Annotated in this window: 20 protein-coding genes; 10 read left to right on the forward strand and 10 right to left on the reverse strand. The window is 40.9% G+C overall.

Translation table 11 applies throughout. From position 1 onward, the window contains the following. The first annotated feature begins 3 nt into the window (after nucleotides 1-3). From gltX to FZ945_RS07020, 6 genes are all read left to right on the forward strand, one after another. The gene (gene gltX / locus FZ945_RS06995; RefSeq protein WP_148803498.1) at nucleotides 4-1,383 is read left to right on the forward strand and encodes a glutamate--tRNA ligase; all 1,380 of its coding nucleotides are present in this window, start codon (nucleotides 4-6) and stop codon (nucleotides 1,381-1,383) included. Further along, complete coding sequence (locus tag FZ945_RS07000; RefSeq protein WP_109146553.1) at nucleotides 1,380-2,633, forward strand: malic enzyme-like NAD(P)-binding protein; 1,254 nt, start codon at nucleotides 1,380-1,382, stop codon at nucleotides 2,631-2,633. Before gltX ends, FZ945_RS07000 begins: the two co-directional genes overlap by 4 nt. 89 nt (nucleotides 2,634-2,722) lie before the next feature. Then, on the forward strand, nucleotides 2,723-3,349 hold the full coding sequence (gene upp / locus FZ945_RS07005) for a uracil phosphoribosyltransferase (protein WP_012140343.1): 627 nt from the start codon (nucleotides 2,723-2,725) through the stop codon (nucleotides 3,347-3,349). Between the two features lie 9 nt (nucleotides 3,350-3,358). After that, nucleotides 3,359-3,865 carry a ribonuclease domain-containing protein gene (locus FZ945_RS07010; protein ID WP_148803500.1) on the forward strand — a complete coding sequence of 169 codons (507 nt, stop codon included), beginning with the start codon at nucleotides 3,359-3,361 and terminating at the stop codon, nucleotides 3,863-3,865. Further along, a complete protein-coding gene (locus FZ945_RS07015) occupies nucleotides 3,862-4,134 on the forward strand; it encodes a barstar family protein (RefSeq protein WP_148803502.1) in 273 nt (90 codons plus the stop codon). The genes FZ945_RS07010 and FZ945_RS07015 overlap by 4 nt, the downstream gene beginning before the upstream one ends. Beyond that, a complete protein-coding gene (locus FZ945_RS07020) occupies nucleotides 4,131-4,814 on the forward strand; it encodes an MqnA/MqnD/SBP family protein (RefSeq protein WP_148803504.1) in 684 nt (227 codons plus the stop codon). The genes FZ945_RS07015 and FZ945_RS07020 overlap by 4 nt, the downstream gene beginning before the upstream one ends. A 186-nt stretch (nucleotides 4,815-5,000) precedes the next feature. On the opposite strand, the gene cooS is transcribed toward FZ945_RS07020, so the two are convergent. Then, nucleotides 5,001-7,040 (reverse strand): anaerobic carbon-monoxide dehydrogenase catalytic subunit, encoded by a 2,040-nt coding sequence (gene cooS / locus FZ945_RS07025; RefSeq protein WP_107930066.1) that lies wholly within the window; start codon nucleotides 7,038-7,040, stop codon nucleotides 5,001-5,003. A 153-nt stretch (nucleotides 7,041-7,193) separates the two neighbouring features. Between cooS and FZ945_RS07030 the strand changes: the two genes are divergently transcribed. The 4 genes from FZ945_RS07030 to FZ945_RS07045 all read left to right on the forward strand — a co-directional run bounded on the left by FZ945_RS07030 (nucleotide 7,194) and on the right by FZ945_RS07045 (nucleotide 11,614). Then, nucleotides 7,194-8,111, forward strand: a complete 918-nt coding sequence (locus FZ945_RS07030) for an ABC transporter substrate-binding protein (RefSeq protein WP_148803506.1) — start codon at nucleotides 7,194-7,196, stop codon at nucleotides 8,109-8,111. Further along, complete coding sequence (locus FZ945_RS07035; RefSeq protein WP_103633680.1) at nucleotides 8,108-8,833, forward strand: ABC transporter permease; 726 nt, start codon at nucleotides 8,108-8,110, stop codon at nucleotides 8,831-8,833. Before FZ945_RS07030 ends, FZ945_RS07035 begins: the two co-directional genes overlap by 4 nt. Continuing rightward, nucleotides 8,830-9,573: an ABC transporter ATP-binding protein gene (locus FZ945_RS07040; RefSeq protein ID WP_148803508.1), complete on the forward strand. Its 744-nt coding sequence runs from the start codon at nucleotides 8,830-8,832 to the stop codon at nucleotides 9,571-9,573. The genes FZ945_RS07035 and FZ945_RS07040 overlap by 4 nt, the downstream gene beginning before the upstream one ends. Before the next feature lie 205 nt (nucleotides 9,574-9,778). Further along, complete coding sequence (locus FZ945_RS07045) at nucleotides 9,779-11,614, forward strand: aryl-sulfate sulfotransferase (protein ID WP_148803510.1); 1,836 nt, start codon at nucleotides 9,779-9,781, stop codon at nucleotides 11,612-11,614. Nucleotides 11,615-11,649: 35 nt separating this feature from the next. On the opposite strand, the gene FZ945_RS07050 is transcribed toward FZ945_RS07045, so the two are convergent. Genes FZ945_RS07050 through FZ945_RS07090 form a run of 9 tightly spaced genes read right to left on the reverse strand, consistent with a single transcriptional unit; the run spans nucleotide 11,650 to nucleotide 19,481 of the window. Further along, nucleotides 11,650-12,261: a hypothetical protein gene (locus FZ945_RS07050; protein ID WP_148803511.1), complete on the reverse strand. Its 612-nt coding sequence runs from the start codon at nucleotides 12,259-12,261 to the stop codon at nucleotides 11,650-11,652. A gap of 25 nt (nucleotides 12,262-12,286) precedes the next feature. Continuing rightward, complete coding sequence (locus FZ945_RS07055; RefSeq protein WP_148803513.1) at nucleotides 12,287-13,075, reverse strand: shikimate dehydrogenase; 789 nt, start codon at nucleotides 13,073-13,075, stop codon at nucleotides 12,287-12,289. Further along, a complete protein-coding gene (locus tag FZ945_RS07060) occupies nucleotides 13,072-13,965 on the reverse strand; it encodes an SPOR domain-containing protein (RefSeq protein ID WP_148803516.1) in 894 nt (297 codons plus the stop codon). The genes FZ945_RS07055 and FZ945_RS07060 overlap by 4 nt, the downstream gene beginning before the upstream one ends. 9 nt (nucleotides 13,966-13,974) lie before the next feature. Further along, entirely contained in the window at nucleotides 13,975-14,517 is a 543-nt protein-coding gene (locus FZ945_RS07065; RefSeq protein WP_103566701.1) for a DUF1882 domain-containing protein, read from the reverse strand. Continuing rightward, nucleotides 14,517-15,761 (reverse strand): serine hydroxymethyltransferase, encoded by a 1,245-nt coding sequence (locus FZ945_RS07070; RefSeq protein WP_148803518.1) that lies wholly within the window; start codon nucleotides 15,759-15,761, stop codon nucleotides 14,517-14,519. Before FZ945_RS07070 ends, FZ945_RS07065 begins: the two co-directional genes overlap by 1 nt. Further along, the gene (lysS, locus tag FZ945_RS07075; protein ID WP_262367189.1) at nucleotides 15,758-17,266 is read right to left on the reverse strand and encodes a lysine--tRNA ligase; all 1,509 of its coding nucleotides are present in this window, start codon (nucleotides 17,264-17,266) and stop codon (nucleotides 15,758-15,760) included. Before lysS ends, FZ945_RS07070 begins: the two co-directional genes overlap by 4 nt. Before the next feature lie 4 nt (nucleotides 17,267-17,270). Then, nucleotides 17,271-17,738 carry a Fur family transcriptional regulator gene (locus FZ945_RS07080; RefSeq protein WP_002941362.1) on the reverse strand — a complete coding sequence of 156 codons (468 nt, stop codon included), beginning with the start codon at nucleotides 17,736-17,738 and terminating at the stop codon, nucleotides 17,271-17,273. Between the two features lies 1 nt (nucleotide 17,739). Further along, the gene (locus tag FZ945_RS07085; RefSeq protein ID WP_148803562.1) at nucleotides 17,740-18,351 is read right to left on the reverse strand and encodes a CvpA family protein; all 612 of its coding nucleotides are present in this window, start codon (nucleotides 18,349-18,351) and stop codon (nucleotides 17,740-17,742) included. Then, nucleotides 18,351-19,481 carry a type IV pilus twitching motility protein PilT gene (locus FZ945_RS07090; protein ID WP_148803522.1) on the reverse strand — a complete coding sequence of 377 codons (1,131 nt, stop codon included), beginning with the start codon at nucleotides 19,479-19,481 and terminating at the stop codon, nucleotides 18,351-18,353. Before FZ945_RS07090 ends, FZ945_RS07085 begins: the two co-directional genes overlap by 1 nt. Nucleotides 19,482-19,484 lie beyond the last annotated feature (3 nt).

Below are 19,484 nucleotides of genomic sequence, written 5' to 3' on the forward strand. Positions count from 1 at the left end.
AAAATGATAGTTACTAGATTTGCTCCGTCGCCTACTGGATACCTACATATAGGCGGACTTAGGACAGCTCTTTATAATTATTTATACGCAAGAGCTAACAATGGAAAATTTCTGCTCCGCATCGAAGATACTGACTTAAAACGAAACTCAGAAGAAGCCACGCAAGCCATAAAAGAGGCATTTGCTTGGTGCAAGCTTGATCACGACGGCGAAGTGACCTATCAGTCAAAGAGATTTGACATATATAAAGAGTATGTTAAAAAGCTTCTTGATGAGGGCAAAGCCTACAAATGCTACATGAGCAAAGAGGAGCTTGAGGAGCTTAGAGCTAGTCAAGAGGCTAGAAAAGAGCGCCCAAAATATGATAATAGATATAGAGATTTTAAAGGCACACCTCCAGCTGGCATCGAGCCAGTCATCCGTATAAAGGCTCCGCTTAGCGGCGAAATCGTCATACATGATGGCATCAAGGGCGAGGTTAAATTTAAGGTTGAAGATATCTTAGACGACTTCATCATCGCAAGAAGCGACGGCACACCGACATATAACTTCACAGTTGTGATAGACGATGCACTAATGGGCGTAACAGACGTTATTCGTGGCGATGATCACCTCTCAAATACCCCAAAACAGATCGTTCTTTACGAGGCGCTTGGCTTTAAAACACCTAAATTTTACCACGTTGCGATGATAAACGGCGAGGACGGCAAAAAGCTTAGCAAAAGACATGGCGCGACTGACGTTATGGAGTATAAAAAGATGGGCTACTTGCCTGAAGCGCTCTTAAATTTTCTCGTTCGTCTTGGCTGGAGCCACGGCGATGATGAGATTTTTACTATCGAGGATATGCTTAAATACTTCAATCCAAACGATATCAACAAAAGCTCAAGCACCTACAACGCTCAAAAGCTTGACTGGCTAAATTCTCACTACATCAAGACCTTGCCTTACGAGAGACTAGCGCACGATATGCTCGAGTTTGGCGTGGATTTTAAGGCTTTGGTAAAGGGTGAGCTACTGCTAAATTCTCTCCGTGAGAGGTCAAAAACCTTAATCGAGATGGCAAACAGCGCAAATGCGATAATCAACGCTCCAAAAAGCTATGACGAGAAAGCTTGGGCTAAATTTATAAATGAAAATAGCAAAGAAATTTTGGCTAAATTTGCTCAAATTTTAGACCGCGACCTTGACGCAAAGGGCTACGAGGAGCTAACTAATAAATTTTTGGAGCAAAATGGCTTAAAACTAAAAGACCTGGCTCAAGCCTTGAGGATAGCGCTAACTGGCTCAAGCGTGAGCCCAAGTATCTTTGAAGTGCTTGAAGTAGTAGGCAGTAACGAGATCAAAAACAGAATACAAAATTTATTAAAGGAAGAGAAATGACACATGTAACTAAAGAAGAGGCACTAAACTACCACATCGGCGGTAAGATCGAGATCAGGGTAAAGACGCCTTGCGAGACTTCAAGAGACCTTTCAATGGCCTATACACCAGGCGTTGCTGAGCCATGCCGTGAGATAAATGCAGACACTGAACTAGCTTATAAATATACAAATAAAGCAAATTTAGTAGCTGTTATCACTGATGGCACGGCTGTTCTTGGACTTGGCGACATCGGCGCTATCGCTGGTAAGCCAGTTATGGAGGGCAAGGCGGTGCTATTTAAGAAATTTGCAAACGTTGATGCCTTTGACATCGAGCTAGATGAGCATGATCCTGATAAGATCGTTGAGATTTGCAAGGCTCTAGCTCCGACATTTGGCGGTATAAATTTAGAAGATATCCGTGCTCCAAAGTGCTTTGAGATAGAAAGAAAGCTTCAAGAAGCAGTCGATATCCCTGTAATGCACGACGATCAGCACGGCACAGCTATGATAACAAGCGCTGGCATTATAAATGCGATGGAAATTTCTGGCAAAGATATATCTAAGATAAAGATCGTAGTTAGCGGCGCTGGTGCAGCTGGCATCGCTTGCGCAAAGATGTATAAAGCACTTGGCGCAAAACACATCGTGATGATAGATAGCAAAGGCGTCATCCACTCAAAAAGAACAGACCTAACTCCAGAAAAGGTTGAATTTGCGCTTGAGACCGAGGATAGGACACTAGCTGATGCGATGAAAGGCGCTGATATGTTTTTAGGTCTTTCTAAGCCTGGCGTTGTGACAAAAGAGATGGTCGCATCAATGAACAAAGAGCCTATCATCTTTGCTTTGGCAAACCCAGTGCCTGAAATTTTCCCAGAGGACGTCGTAGCTGTAAGAGATGACGTTATGATGGGCACAGGCAGAAGCGACTATCCTAACCAAGTAAATAACGTTTTGGGCTTTCCATTTATCTTTAGAGGCGCGCTTGATGTTAGGGCTAAAAAGATCACTGAAAATATGAAAATGGCTGCAGCTAGAGCGCTTGCACAGCTTGCAAAAGAGCCAGTGCCAGCTGAAGTTTTAAAAGCAAGTGGCGTTAGTGAGCTAAAATTTGGCAAAGAGTACATCATCCCAAAACCATTTGACAAGCGCGTGCTAACAGCGGTCGCTCCAGCAGTTGCAAAAGCTGCTGTTGAAGATGGCGTAGCGAGAGTAAAAGATTTTGATGTAGAGGCTTACAAAGCCAAACTTGCAAAAGGTTTTTAATCAAATTTAGCCCAAATTTGGGCTAAATTCTTCTCTTGGCATTTTGTAAAATATAAACCTTGTAAAAATAGTAAATTTAAGGACAAAAAATGCAAAACGTGAAGCTCATCTCACACCCATTGATCGAGCATAAATTAACCATTTTACGTGATAAAAACACTCAACCTTTTCAGTTTCGCATGTTAGTTGATGAGATCAGCTATCTTATGATCTTTGAGGCGACTAGAAATTTAAAGGTAAAAGATGTCAAAGTCCAAACCCCAGTTGCGCTGGCAGACGCAAAAAGGCTTACTACAAAGGTGATGATATGCCCTATCTTAAGGGCTGCTCTTGGCATGCTTGATAGCGTCTTTACTATCATCCCAGACGCGAGTGTTGGCTTTTTGGGCTTTCAGCGAAACGAGGAGACAGCGCAGGCTGAGTTTTTCTACGCAAAGCTTCCAAAAGACGCAAAAGAGCGCATGGCGATCATCATCGACCCTATGTTTGCAACTGGCGGCACGGCGATAGATGCGGTCAAATTCTTGCGTGAAAAAGGCGTTAAAGAGATCAAATTTATCTCTATCATCGCTGCACCTGAGGGGTTAAAGAGATTTAGCGAAATTTACCCAGACGTCGAGGTCTATACGGCATCGATCGACGAGAAATTAAACGAGAAAAACTATATCGTTCCAGGTCTTGGTGACGCTGGCGATAGAGTTTTTAACACACTTTAAGGGCAAAATTTGAACAAAAGACTTTTTCCAGCCTTAGTTGCCTTTGTAATAGCTATCATCATTGGCACCTTCTTTTTTTCAAAAGAGGGCGGCGAGGCAAACAAAAACGCTCAAATTTTACTTGAGCAGCTAAACAAAGAGGGGCAAAAGAGCCAGAGCCTCGCAGAAAACGGCTCATACACCTCAAAAGATGAGGTCGCACTTTATATCTATAAATTTAACAAGCTACCAAAGAATTTCATAACCAAAAAAGAGGCAATGGCTCTTGGCTGGGACGCAAAAAGCGGAAATTTATGGCAGGTAAGTGGCGGCAAAAGCATCGGTGGAGATAGATTTTCAAACCGAGAAAAGAGGCTGCCTGAGGCTGATGGTAGAAAGTGGTTTGAGTGTGATGTGAATTATAATGGCGGCAGACGTGGTGCTGAGAGAATTTTATATTCAAACGACGGACTTATCTACTACACGCCCGATCACTACGAGCATTTTTACCTGCTTTATGAGAAGAGGATGCAATGAAAATCGTGATCTTAGATGCCAAAAAGATGGCTGAAAAAGAGAAGATGCATGAGTATTTTGCAAAGAAATTTGACCTGCCAGAGTACTACGGCAGAAATTTAGACGCGCTCTTTGACTGTCTTTGTGAGATAAATGAGCCAACGCTTATAAAGCTAAAAAACGAAGATGCCTTAGAAGCAGGGCTAAAAGAGAGCTTGGTAGCGCTATTTTACGACGTTTGTTCGGAAAACGAGATGGTTAAATTTGAGCTTATAAAAGATGAAAAATGATATTTGGAAAGATTGATTATCTAAATTTACTCCCATTTCACGTATTTTTAAAATCAGCTCCACTCAAAACTCAGGTAAAAAAGGCGATCGAGTTTAAAAAGGGCGTGCCAAGCAAGCTAAATAGAGCCCTAAACGCTAGAAAGATCGACGCTGCGGTGATCTCAAGCATAGCAAGCAAAAAGGCAAATTTAAAGAAGCTAAATTTTGGAATAGTTGCCAAAAAAGATGTAAAAAGCGTGCTTGTACGCAAAAACTCCGCTATGAAATTTGACCCAGCTTCAGCTAGCTCAAACGCCCTAGCAAATATACTTCATCTAAAAGGCGAGGTGATTATAGGCGATAGGGCGCTAAAGGCATATTTAAGCGATGGCAAAGAGTGCTTTTACGACCTTGGTAAAATTTGGCACGAAAAGACAAATTTGCCATTTGTTTTTGGTAGATTTTCTTACGTAAAAAACGGCTCGTTTTACAAAAGGCTGGTCGCAAAATTTTTACAAAAAAATGTAAAGATCCCAAACTATATCTTGGCCAAGTACGCTAAAAGCCGCGGTATAAGCGAGCAAGATATCAAGTGGTATCTTAAATTTATAAGCTACAAAATAGGCCCAAAAGAGCAAAAATCACTCCGCAAATTTTTTAAAGAGCATAGGTTTTTAAGAGAGGCAGTATCGCAAAACTAGATGAATTTAGAGTTTTATATAAATGTTTAAAGTTGTGATGCAAAAAAAATCCTCTAAGATAAGACTTTGCTTTATTTTTGACAAAATCACAAAAGCATTTTAGAGGCAAATTTCATCATATTTAAGATCTGCTCCGCCAAAATGGCTTTTGGAGCAGACTAAAGTGCTAGAGTGTGTAAATTTATCTTACGCTCTCCAGCCAAGTTTTTCTCGTTTTGCCTTCATGTCAGCTACGATATTTTCAGCAAGTGCGACAGGATCAAGATTTACTACCATTTTTGAGCCAAGGATCGGCAATGTGCCATTTGCCATAAATTCTTCAACATTTTTTGAGCCTTGAACTGGGGCAAATACGCAGTGGTAAGATGAAATTCCAAGTAGTCTAAAGCCAAGTGCGGCATCTATGCCCTTTTCATTTGACCACTCAGGGCTTGAAAATGCGTATGGCAGGTCTTTGATATTAGTGTCTAAGTTTTGACTAAGCGCATTAAACATAGCTGAAGCCCTAGCATTGTCCAGGCACTCGCCCATGTGCCAGATCGGCGGGATCTTATAAGGGGCTAAAAATTCTCTCAAGCTATCGCCGCAGTATTCAAGCGCATTTGCATTGCAAAGTCCTGTTTTTAGTAGTGGAAATGAGGCACAGCCGTTTGTCATGATTAAGACATTGTTTTTTAGAAGCGTTCTAGCTACGTTTACGACAGCTTTTTCATAAACTACGCGTGGATTTGAGCAGCCGACTAAATTTACAAGTCCAAGTATCTTGCCCTCTTTTATCGCATCAGCGATAACCTGCGTTGAGCCAAAAATTTTATTTACATTTTCTAGTGAAAAGCCCATTTTAGCTTCGACTTCGTATTGCGGGATATGCACTGGTATGCCTTTTCTAGCTTCGTGGCTCTCAAGTGCTCTATATAAAATTTTCTCTGCGATCTCGTGAATTTCACTCATATTTGAGTGATGATGATCAAAACCGATGTGTTCAGCCCCAGGAAGCCTTGCAGAGTCGCTTGTAGTGATGACTGTCGTTTTAAAGCACCTTGCTACCTCCATAACGGTAGGATAGACATCTTGCACGTCAGCTAGCCAAAGATCAAGCGCTCCTGTGCCAACAACAAGCTCTGCGCCAACTGCGTTTGAAAGCGGTATAACGCCGTCGTAGCGATACATAGCCGAAAGTCCGTTACAGCAAACACCATAAAACTGAATGCCTAACGCACCCTTTTCTTTAGCTAAATTTTGAAATTTCTCACTCTTGCCAAGCTTAACGACGACACTTACTAAAAGTGGAGAGTGTCCGTGAAGTGCGATATTTACGTAGCCTTTTTTGATAGCGCCTAAATTTATCTTAGAGTCATTTAGCTTTGGCAGGCCAAATAGACAATCCATCGCAATAGACGTGCCAAGCGTGCTTGACCAAGCGTAAGCTAGGCCTGTTCGGAAAAACTGCTTCATTACATTTCGCCAGTCGCCATCTGTGCCTGTGCTCGTTCTGTGAAGGCTCTCTGTAACCTCGTGATAGACGCCTATTGGCAAGATATCAAGCTTTTTCCACACCTCTTGGCGCTCTTTTGGAGCAAAGGTCTTTATGGCTTTGTGCTCTTGGGGCAAGGTGCGAGATAGATCTTCAAGCAAGATATCAGCGATCTGCGAGGCAAGCTCGTTTATGCTTTTGCTCTCATCAAGTCCAAAAGCCTTTGCGACTGCGCGCACTTTCTCTTCGCCTTCTATTGGGATATTTAGCTTACCAGTTGCTGCGTTTTTAAGAGCTAGCATGTTTTCTCTGCCTCTTGCGCCGTGAGCCGCAGCACCGCCAGCTACGTGACGGAGTAAATTTCTAGCTACGATGACATCTGCATCAGCGCCGCACACGCCACGAGTTGCCTTTGATGTTATCTTACATGGTCCCATAAAGCAGATCTTACAGCAAATTCCAGCCATGCCAAATGTGCATTGTGGCTTTTGCTTGTCAAATCTATCAAAAACAGTCTCGATCCCCATATCTTGCATTTTTAGGAGCATTTCGCTAACGGCTGGATCAGGTGTCTCTTCGATTACTTTTTGCTTATTTGGAAAGGTTTTTTTATAAAGTGAGATAGCATTTGAGTAGTCTGTAAATTCTGCCTCGTCTTTGTAGTCATAAAAGCCTTTTTCGTTTGGCTTAGCCTCTTTATCAAGTCCGTATTTTTGGATCTTGATGCCTAAAATTTCGTCGTTTGTTTGCATTTTTGCTCCTTATGCAAGTAAATTTTATCTTTTGGATAAGTCTTGGATTATATCATCAAAAATTTTCACAGAGATTGATTTAGGATAAATTTAGTGTAAATTTTAGCTTTGGCTACTATAATTACACACTTAAAATAAAATTCAGGAAAATTTATGACCAGGCGTTACGCTTTACAAATTTTAGGCTCTTTCTTGGCTCTTAGTAGCCAAAAAGCTCTAGCAAGCACTCCAAAGATCGGCGTAAAAATAGGCTTTGTGCCGATAAGTGATCATCTATGCATAATCGCTTCAAAGCTCTATAAAAGTGAAAATTTCATGATAGTGCCTATTAAATTTGCCAGCTGGGTTGATCTAGCTGAGGCGCTTAGGGCAGGGGCGATTGACGGGGCTTTTATGCTAGCTCCACTAGGTCTTATGCTAAGAGCAAATGGCGCAAAGATAAAGACAGTGCTATCAGCTCACAAAAATGGCTCAGCCCTTGTGGCTAGAAGCGACGTGGCCGGTCTTAAGCAGCTTGCTGGCAAAAAGATCGCTGTGCCTTCAAAATTTAGCATGCACTATTTTTTACTTGATACGATCTTAAAGCGTGAAAATATGAGTGCAGATATCATTGAGATGGCGCCACCTGAGATGCCTTTTGCGCTCCTTAGCCATCAAATAGACGCTTATATCGTGGCTGAGCCATTTGGGCAAATGGCGGTAAATTTTAAAAGCAGGGCGAAAAATTTACTCTTTTCAAAAGATATAAAGCCAAACCACATCTGCTGCACACTAAATTTTCAAGAAGAGATCCTCTTAAAGCCTTATTTTAACGAGCTTTTAGATGCTTTTAGAAAAGCAGCAAGCTTTATCACAAAAGATCACGAAAAAAGCGCACTTTTGGGCAATGAGATCTTAAGTCAAAATGCAAATTTATTAAAGCTAGTGCTTGATAAAGAGATCGTAAGCTACGACGATCTAAGCCTAAGGACAGAGGAGTTAGAGGAGCTAAAAGAATTTCTAATCAGCAAAAATTTAGGCAATCAAAAACTAGCAAATTTAGAGATAAACTCATACTTGGAGCAAAGATGAAATACCTTTTTCAAATTCTCGTTTTAGCCCTAGCTTTGCTTATCTGGCAAGCTTTTAGTGGGGACTTAGTACCAAGCGTAAAAGAGGTGGTAGGTGCATTTTTTGAGCTTGCAAGGAGTGGCAAACTGCTTCTTGGCGTCACTGACTCACTCATTAGATACGTCATAGGACTTGCCATTGGTTCGCTTGTTGCGGTTTTGGTCGGACTTATATTTGGACTTTTTCCAAAATTTGCAAATGCATTTGAGCCACTTATCGGACTTTTGCGTCCTATTTCGCCGATTGCGTGGATACCTTTGATAGTCCTTGCCTTTGGTATCGGCGATAAACCGACCATTTTCATCATCGCTTATGCGATATTTTTCCCTATGCTGCTTCTTACTATAAATGCCGTAAAAAGCGTGCCAAATGAGCTTGTTTTAGCGGCTCGTGGCTTTGGAGCTAGCAAAATGCAAATAATCACTGGCGTCATCATGCCAGCAAGTCTTTTTAGCATCATCTCAGGGCTAAAGTTAGCAGCGAGCCTTGCTTGGATAAATTTAGTAGTTGGCGAGATGGTGGGAGCGCAAAGCGGGCTAGGATATCTCATAATAGACGCTAGAAACCAGCTTAGGATAGATAGCGTAATGGCGGTGATTTTTGTGATCGGCGTGATAGGCATCGTGATAAATTTCATCTTTTCGCTCATTGAAAGATACGCAGGGGAGAGGCTTGGACGATGATAAAGATAAAAAATTTAACCAAATCTTTTGGGGACGCTAAAATTTTAAAAGGGATAAATTTAGAGATAAAGCAGAATGAATTTTGCGTTTTGCTTGGCGGCAGTGGCTCTGGCAAGACGACACTTTTAAACATCCTAAGTGGCACGAGCGAGCTAAGTAGCGGTGAAATTTCGATGCAAAATAAAATTTATACAAAGAAAATTTCACTAGACAAATCGCGCCAGATCATCACTCAGACCTACTCACTAATGCCATGGCTAAGCGCAAAAGATAACATCAAATTTGCCCTAAAATGCTCTGGTATAAAGGATAAATTTGAACAAGAAAAGAGAGCTAGTAAATCTCTAGAGCTTGTTAGCCTTTCTCATAAGGCCGAGCTCTTCCCACACTCGCTAAGTGGCGGCCAAAAGCAGCGTGTCGCTATAGCAAGGGCGCTTAGCTTAAGCCCTGAGGTGCTGTTTTTAGACGAGCCATTTTCTGCACTTGATCCAATAACAAGGACAAATTTACAAAAAAGCTTAAAGCAGATGTCAAAGACGCAAACCACTATCTTTGTCACGCACGATATCGATGAGGCGTTATTTTTGGCTGATAAGATCGTGATCTTGCACGATGGCGTGATCATAAAAGAGATAATCAATCCAAATTTTGGCGTACATGATCTAAAGTATTTTGAGTTAAAAGCTAAAATTTTTGACCTCATAAATGGCGAAGATAACGAGGTTGAATACGCTATTTAATAAATTTTAAATATATTTTTAAATTTTAAGCTATTATTAATCTTAGCGTTAAATTTATGTTATAAAGATTTACTACAATTACATACAAAGCAAATCATTTTTGTTATTCCTTTTACTGATTGAGGCCTTGGTTTTTGCCAAGGCTTTTTCTAAATTTTATAAGCTTTATGAGTAGAGTTTATAAAATTTATTTAAAGGAGATGTTATGAGAAAGACTTTGAGTTGTGTTGCACTAGCCTCTATACTTTGCTCTAGCGCTTTTGCGATAGGCGGTCCAAGCGGGGCTAAACTTGACTACGCTATAACAGGAGCTATCGGCGAAGTAGTGGTAAATCCATACGATACTGCCCCACTTACAGCAGTTATCAAAAATGGCGGCTACACACTAAGCAATGCAAAAGTAACCATCGTGCCAAAGCAAGGCGGTCAGGTGATAAGCTACAAAGTGGCTGACAAGCATCTTCGCACACATGGCGGCATCCCAGTTTTTGGTATGTACCCTGACTATCAAAACACCATTGAAGTTGAGTACGACAAGAGCTACAAGGGCAAGACTGAGCATATAAAAGAGAGCTATAAAATTTACGCCCCAGCTATCTACCTAGAGAGCGCTGGCACACCAAATCAAAAGGGCGCGCTATTTGATAAGATCGAGGTTACTAAGCCAGCAAGCGCTAAATTTGCAAACCGCCTCTACTATGTAAATAACTTTGTAAATAAAACAGGCAAGGGCACAAAGGTCGTTTGGAACAACCCAGCTGGCGGTGCGATCGAGTGGAACTACAGCCCAAATAACTTCATCCTTGATACAAAAGGTGAGGTTAGATGGTACCTTGAGCCAAGTAAAATTTACGACCTAAAACAGCCATTTCACGCTGGCGTTATGATGGGCTTTAAGCAAAATGACGACGGCGCGATGACTTGGGGATATGGCCAAAGATACGCAAAATACGACATTATGGGTAGAGAAATTTTCAACCGCGAGCTACCAGCTAGCTACAACGACTTCTCTCACTCGATGGACGTAGCACAAAACGGACACTACTTCTTGCGCGTGGCAAATGCCGACTACAAAAGGGCTGATGGCAAAAACGTAAGAACAGTGCGCGACGTCATCGTTGAACTTGACCGCGACGGCAACGTAGTTGATGACTTTAGACTATATGAAATCCTCGATCCTTACCGCGACATCGTGCTAAAAACACTTGATCAAGGCGCAGTTTGCTTAAACATAGACGCTAAAAAAGCAGGCCACACAGCAAGCTCTGATGAGCTTCAGTCTATGGATACACACGATAAATGGGGCGACATAGTTGGCGCTGGTCCTGGACGTAACTGGGCGCACGTAAATAGTGTGGATTACGATCCAAGCGACGATAGCATCATCATCTCAAGCCGCCATCAAGACGCAGTTATAAAGATCGGCCGTGACAAACAGCTAAAATGGATCATGGGCGCTCACAAGGGCTGGAGCGATAAATTTAAAGATAAGCTCCTTCAGCCAGTCGATAGCAAAGGCAACAAGATCGTCTGCGAAGATGAGTACTCAAAATGCCCAGGATACGAGAGCGACAAAGGTGGCTTTGACTGGCAATGGACGCAGCATACAGCATTTAGGATAGATAGTAAGTCTAAAAAAGGCGAAATTTATCTAAGTGTCTTTGACAACGGCGATACAAGGGGCATGGAGCAACCAGCCATCGCTGGCATGAAGTACTCTCGTGCGGTCGTTTATAAGATAGATGAGAACAAAAAGACCGTTGAGCAGATCTGGGAGTACGGCAAAGAGCGCGGCAAAGAGTGGTATAGCTCAGTTACTAGCCTTACGCAGTATCAAGATGACCTTGATAGCGTGATGGTATATTCAGCTGTTGCTGGCATGCAGTTTGACATCGCAAAAGGTCGCCCAGTAGGACTTCCTAGCCCGCACATCGATGAGTTTGAGTGGGGCGCAAAAGAGCCTAGCATCGAGATAAAGATGACAAATGCTATGGGCTATCAGGCGTTTCCATTTAGCTTACAAAAAGCGTTTGAGAAATAAAAATTTTCCTCCTTTGCTTCGGCAAGGGAGGCTTTTTAGTTTTGTTTGATTTTAAAATTTATTTGCTCTTTTATAACAACCTTTGCATTTTTCTCTTTTTTACAAAACTCTAAAAAATTTAGTCCATTTTTTATATCGTCATTTAGTCCTATGCAGCCAAAGCCCTTCTCATCATGCGGATAAAGCGCTAAATTTAGGTTTGGAAAGATAAAAAAGCACCACTCATTTAAGGAGTATGTATAGAGCATGAGTAGTTTAGCCAGATCTTTGATCTCATCAAATCTCAAAGCATCTATCCTAAGGCAGATAGCAGGCAGCAAAATCTCACTATTTAAACCAAGATCAAAGTGCTTATTTGGCTCTTGTAAGATGCCTAGCTTTTTAAATTTATCGTGCAAAGTTTTTACCTCAAGCGCTTCATCGCCCAAGTTAGTATCGTCGTAGTTTAAGGCGCTTATGACAAATGTTTCATTTTTAAATTTATAAAAATATTTATCAAAAAGCTTTAGCGCAGTATCTACGCCAGAAGCCCAATATTCATCCTCTATCTCAAAAAAGCCTATCCAGTTTTTAGAGTGGCTAAAGGAGTTGAAATTTATATCGCTAAGCTTTAGAGCCTTATTTATCAAGCTTGATGATTTTTCCATTTTGTTTAATGCACTCTTGCAAGCCTTATAAACTCAAAGCCTCTCGCATAGAAATTTCTATCCTTTTCTCATCAAGGCTGCCATTGTAAAATAAATTTAACGCTAAAACCGCTTGATACAAGAGCATATCAGCTCCGTCTTTGCATGCTAAATTTTGCCTTTTTACCTCTTTTAAAAATGGCGTCTCTTTGCCGTATATCACATCAAATGCAAATTTAGCGCTTTTTAAAATGCCATCTAAAATCTCTTTTGGTGCTGGCAAAAGATCATCTTTTAGCCCTGCTGAGGTCGAATTTACCACTAGATCAAATTTATGCTCTTTATAATCATCCCAGCTAAAGCACTCGTAGCGATCTTTAAATTTATCAAGTCTTACCTTGCTTCTATTTAGTATGCAAACATCTATGTTTTGTGATCTAAGTGCGTAGGCTATGGCGTTTGCAGTGCCTCCAGCTCCAAGGATGATGGCGCTTTTTGCCTCTTTAAAATTTGATATCGCTTTTAAAAAGCCAGGTGCGTCAGTGTTGTAGGCATAAATTTTCTCATTTTTTAGCACTAAAGTGTTTGCAGAGCCTATTTTACGTGCTGCTTCTGAGGCGTCGTCGGCTAAATTTAGAGCAAATTCTTTATGCGGGAGTGTGACATTTGCGCCGTTTAGTTTTAGGGATCTAAATTTATTGATTAGCTCATTGCCATCTTTTAGCAAAACCCTAGTATATAGGGCATCAAGAGCTAGATCGGCAATGGCTTTGTTGTGTAGTCTTGGAGATACCGAGTGAGCTATCGGATCTCCAAAAACTGCGAAGGTTTTCATTTTGCTCTAAAGACAAAAGCGTCTTTATTAACATCTTTTCTTATGTCATTTACAGCTTTTTGTAGCCCTTTTTCATCAAATGGACCAACTAAAATTTTAGTTAGCTCGCCAGCTTTTATAGTCTTATAGCTATATCCTTTGGCTGCTATTTTTTTCATATAGTCGGCATTTGGGTTAAATTTGCTAGTTGCAAATACTTGTACATAAGAGCCTTTTGCGACGCTCTCGGCTTTTGCTGGAGCTTCAGCTTTTTTCTCTACTTTTTCTACTTTTGCAGGAGTTTCAGCTTTTTTTTCTACCTTAGTTTCAGGTTTTTTCTCAGCTTTAGTTTCAGCTTTCTTCTCGGTTTTTGCCTCAGTTTTGGCTGGCTTTGCTTCAGTTTTTTTCTCTGCTTTAGCTTCGTTTTTTGTTTCAGCTTTTTTAGCTGGAGCTTCTACTTTTGTTTCAGCTTTTTTAGGTGCTTCAGCTGGATGCTCGACAGCTTTTACTACCTCTTTTGGCTCTTCAGTTTTAGGAGCTGATTTTGCACCTTCTTTATCTTTTAGCTTTTTGATCATATCTTCAAAATCATCTTGCTGCTTATTTTCAGGCACGATAGGCACTTGCTCGAAAAGCTGAGTATCGCCTTTTTTAACATCTGAATTTGTATCTTGTGCAGGCACCTGTGTATCGACTGGCTGCTCTGCTGGCACTGGAGGCAGAACTAGTCTTGAGTCAGCTTCGTTTTGTGCTTGTGTTGAGTCGCCTGAGTTTATAAGCTTCATGGCTACGATGATGATTAAAAATAGTATAACAAGAGCTGCTATAAACATAAGAAGTTTCTTTAGTTTTGCGCCCTTTGCCTCATCATCTTTTTCTAAAAGTATATCTTTTAACTCTTCGTTTTCCATTATCTCTCCTTACATATATTTTGACCAACTTGCTCCGCGCTCTTTTTGATAGAGGTTATATGGCAAAGTTAGGATGTTAAATTCTTTTGGCATATCTTGATTTGGGAACATTCTCCACTCTTTGGCTAACTTTTGTGAAAGCTTTGCGCTTAGCATATTTGCAAGCGTGCAAGCTTCATTTAGCGTAGTGTGACCTTTATGCACATAAAGGTGCAAATGTCCTGGGGTCTTAGTCTCATAGGCTGTGAAATTTATAAAGCCTTCTTCTCTTAAAAGAAGCTGCGCTCTATGCCAAAACCTATCTGGAGTTCTGCCGTTGTAGTCAAAGACTATGTTTTCGACCTTGTCACTTGCATTGATTAGCGAGTGGGCGATTATAGCTTTGCCATCCTCATGCTCTTTCATGACACTATAAGTTAGTGGTTCATTGATCTTTTCAAATTTATCAAAGAAAATTTTGCCCTTATACTCTATCTTATTGACGATCGTGTCACGTTTGATGTAGTAGTGGGTCGTTATTATCTTTATAAGAGATGTATCAATACTTTGCATCAAAATGTCGCTTTATCGTAGATTATAAATTTATGAGCTAGCTCTTTTAGCTCGCCCTTGATCTTCTCTTGTAAAGATGTGTTGTTGATGTCGCTTAGCACGTCGGCTATCTTGTTTGCTATTAGCTCAAATTCAGCCTCTTTCATGCCGCGTGCTGTAAGAGCTGGGCTACCTACACGTATGCCGCTTGTGATAAACGGACTTCTTGTCTCACCTGGAACTGTGTTTTTGTTTACTGTTATGCCAGCATTTCCTAGTGCGATGTCAGCGTCTTTTCCGCTAAAATCGCGGTTTAAGAAGCTCATTAATATCAGGTGGTTATCAGTACCGCCACTTACTAGATCAAAGCCTCTATTTATTAAAACTTCGCCAAGTTTTTTAGCATTTGCCTTTACTTGTTTAGCGTAAATTTTCCACTCAGGGCTAAGGTTGTGTTTAAAGCCAACTGCCTTGCCAGCTATGACGTGAACTAGTGGGCCACCTTGGATGCCTGGGAAGATAGAAGAGTTTATCTTTTTAGCGTACTCTTCGTTGTTTGTCATGATGATACCGCCTCTTGGGCCTCTTAGAGTTTTGTGCGTAGTTGAGCTTACGACGTCGCAGTGCGGGAAAGGACTTTGATGTTCACCAGCCACTACAAGGCCAGCGATGTGAGCTACGTCTGCAAAGAGTATCGCACCAACTGCATCAGCTATCTCTCTAAATTTCTTAAACTCGATCTCCCTTGTGTATGCGCTCGCGCCGCAAACGATCATCTTTGGTTTTACTATCTTTGCGATATCCATAACTCTATCGTAGTTTATGCGACCATCAAGCTCTACGCCATAAAAGAAGCTCTCATACATCTTGCCAGAGCTGCTTACCTTTGCGCCGTGAGTTAGGTGTCCGCCGTGGCTTAGATCCATGCCTAAAATTTTATCGCCTGGGTTAAGCAAAGCTCCGTAAACACCTTGGTTTGCCTGAGAGCCTGAGTTTGGTTGAACGTTTGCAAATTCACATCCAAAAAGCTCTTTACATCTATCGATAGCGATCTGCTCGATCTCATCGACAAATTCGCAGCCACCATAATATCTCTTTCCAGGATAGCCTTCGGCGTATTTGTTTGTTAGGATTGAGCCCATCACCTCCATAACATCTGTATATGTGAAATTTTCGCTAGCGATCATCTCAAGGTGATCACACTGGCGTTTTAACTCTAAATTTACTAGGTCGTAAATATCTTTATCGTAGCTTTGCAAACTCATTTTTCGTTCTCCTTTGTCTCAGTTTTTAGTGGCCTCATCGCTGGGAAGAGGACAACGTCGCGTATTGATTTTTTATCTGTTAAAAGCATAACAAGTCTGTCGATGCCTATGCCTTCGCCTGCAACTGGTGGCATGCCGTATCCTAGGGCTTTTACATAGTCCTCGTCCATCTCGTGAGCCTCGTCATCGCCTGCGTTTTTAGCGTCGATCTGCGCTTTAAAGCGGTTGTATTGATCGATTGGATCATTTAGCTCGTTAAAGCCATTCGCTAGCTCTCTACCAGCGATAAATAGCTCAAATCTCTCTGCCACATCAGGATTTGCGTCGCTTCTTCTTGAAAGTGGGCTAATAGAGATCGGATAGTCGATGACAAAAGTTGGGTGTATTAGCTTACTCTCTACGTAGTTATCAAAGAGTTCAGCCTGCAAGTGTCCAAGGTCAAGCTTCTCGTTTGCTTCAAAGCCGTCAGCTCTTAGTTTTGCTAAAATTTTATCCTTATCATTTACCACATCTTCAGCAAGTCCGCCTATCTCAACTAAGGCTTTTTTATAGCTTATGCGTTTAAATGGCTTGCTAAAATCAATCTCCATACCATCAAAATTTATCACCTTCTCCATACCAAGTTTTTCTAAAATGACATTAAATAGATCCTCTGTGATGCCCATTAAATCGTGGTAGTTGTGATATGCCCAGTAAAACTCGATACTTGTAAATTCAGGGTTGTGGGTTAGGTCCATACCCTCATTTCTGAAGTTTCTATTCATCTCATAAACAGCCTCAAAACCACCAACTACAAGACGTTTTAGATATAGCTCGGGAGCGATTCTTAGGTATCTCTCAACTCCAAGAGCGTTGTGAAATGTCACAAATGGTTTTGCATTTGCGCCGCCAGCTATTGGGTGAAGCATCGGAGTTTCAACCTCTAAAAAGCCCTTTTCTTCAAAAAATCTTCTAATCGTGCTTATAATCACCGAGCGCTTTTTAAAATCAGCCCTAACTTCAGGGTTCATTATCATATCAAGGTATCTTTGGCGATATCTTGTCTCAACATCAACTAGCCCGTGGTACTTCTCAGGAAGCGGACTTATTGATTTTGTAGCTAAGCTAAGCTCATTTACATGCATTGAAAATTCGCCAGTTTTTGTTATAAAAGCGTAGCCTCTAACATAGACGATATCGCCTATTTCTACATATTTCTTAACGATTTTAAACCACTCTGGATCAAGCGTCTTATTGCTAAAGTAAATTTGTAAATTTCCATTTTCGTCTTCGATGTTTGCAAAGACCGCTTTACCAGCGTCACGGATCAGCTTTATCCTTCCAGCAAGACCTACTAGCTGCCCCTCTGCTTTTTTCTCTTCTGTATCTTTTATATAGTTAAATTTAAGTCTAAATTTAGAGATATTCATATCTCTTCTAAGAAAATGTGGATATGGATTTATGCCTAAATTTCTAAGCTCATCTATGCTTTCTAATCTTTGAATTTCATGTTGGTTGTCAAATATCACCTTACTTTCCCTTTATATTATTTTTTGAACATTTTTCGCAAATTCCATAAAGCTGCATCATGTGACCAGTTAGTTTAAAGCCATGCTCTTTTGCAATGCTTATTTGCCTTTTTTCTATCATAGGATCTTCAAATTCTATGATAAGGCCGCACTTTCTGCATATCATGTGGTCGTGGTGTGGCTTTGTGGCAAGCTCAAATTTCTTACCTTGCGAACCAAAGCTGATAGATGTTACCATCTCTGATTCTTCAAGTAAATTTAGCGTTCTATAAACGGTTGCGATGCCGATATTTAGCTCAGGGTAGGTCTCTTTTATAAAAAGATATAGCCTCTCTGGCGTAAAGTGTTCGTCGTTGTTATAAAGTGTTTTTAGCAAAATTTCACGTTGTTTTGTATATTTTAAACCATTGTCGCGAAGAACTCTTTTAAATTTCTCAAGCAAGGCATCGTATTCTAAATTTTCTATCATCTCACTCCCCTTTGGTGACGTTTGTGTCGGTATTTGTGCTCGCATTTGCATCCATTGATATAAACGCGTCAGTTTTGTTTGTATCCTTTGGTCTTGCTACCATTTCATCTAGCTCATTTTTGATATTTTTCATATCGACGTTTGTTATCCATCTGCCAGTTTCAAGTAAAAGCGGATAGACTTTGCTATTTGTAAAGTATGGCTCGATCATTTTGTTTAGCGAAGTGCCTGACATTACGGCAACAACTGCAGAAAATGTGAGGAAAATTTTGCCACTTCCCATGACAAATCCACCAAGCCTGTCTAAAAAGCCAAGTCCACTTACTGAAACTATCTTTGATAAAAATTTACCAACTAGCAGACAAACTAGCCAAAAAACTAGCCAAAGTCCGATAAATGCGACAAATTGTAAAAATGAAGCATTTTCAAATTTATAGATATTTTTACTTATAAAACCCTCAGCCACATCTGAAAACCTGCTAGCAACAACTAAACCGCCGATAAGTCCGATGAGCCCAAAAGTCTCTTTTATGAGGCCATTTATTATGCCCTTTACGCCCAGCATCAAGACAAGGGCGATGACGATAATGTCAAACCAAGTTACTAAATCCATCATACAGTTCCTATTAAATTTTGAAGTTCTTGCTGGCTAGTCGAGTAGGCTAGCGCATTTTCTTTTGTAATCATGCCCTCTTTTAGCGCTTTCATCAGGGCTTGAGTCTGCGTGCTCATGCCAGTTTGTTGCTGATTTAGCTGCATTTGAGAGTAAATTTGATGCACTTTGTTTTCGCGTATCAAGTTTGATATCGCCATGTTATTTATCAAAATTTCATGTACAGCGCACCTTCCGCCGCCTATTTTTGGTATCAGACTTTGTGAGATGACGGCAGTTAGCGAAACGCTAAGCATATTTCTTACTTGAAGCTGCTCACTTCCATCGAAGCTATCAACGATCCTATTTATAGTTTGTATGGCTGAGTTTGTGTGAAGCGTACCAAAGACTAGGTGTCCAGTCTCAGCCGCCCCTATAGCTGTAGAGACTGTCTCTTTGTCTCTCATCTCGCCCACAAGTATGATATCTGGGTCTTCACGAAGTGCAAATTTTAGCGCTTTTGAGTAAGAGTGCGTGTCAGTGCCTATGTTTCTATGTGAAAATAGCGCTTTTTTGTTGTTATGTACAAACTCAACTGGGTCCTCAACGGTGATGATGTGCTTTCTATAGTTTAAATTTATCTCATTAAGCATCGCTGCAAGCGTCGTTGACTTACCGCTACCTGTTGGTCCAGTGACTAGGATAAGGCCCTTTTCACGTTTGATGATATATTTAAAAATTTGTGGCGCATTTAGCTCATCAAGCGAAGGTATATCGATAGGTATGATACGAAAAGCCGCGGCTAGATCGCCATTCATCGTATAATAGTAGTTGCCACGAAAGCGTCCGATATTTGGAAGCTCTATGGCAAAGTCTAGCTCTTTGTTGTTCTCAAGCTCGCTTTTTTGGGCGTCTGTGATAAGCGCGTAGCATAAATTTTCTATATCTTTGCCGCTTAACACGCCAAATTCAAGTGGCCTTAAAGTACCATCTATCCTTATTTGAGGCTCAGACCTTGAGACTAGGTGAAGGTCACTGGCTTTGTTAAAAACAACGGTTTTTAGAAGCGTTTGGATGTCGCCTGATAGGCTACTTTCTGGTGTTTGAACGGCGCTTAGGCCTTTTGCTTGGAGTTGTTCGATTAGATCCATATT

This window comes from Campylobacter concisus, from assembly GCF_902460535.1.
GTDB lineage: Bacteria > Campylobacterota > Campylobacteria > Campylobacterales > Campylobacteraceae > Campylobacter_A > Campylobacter_A concisus_AS.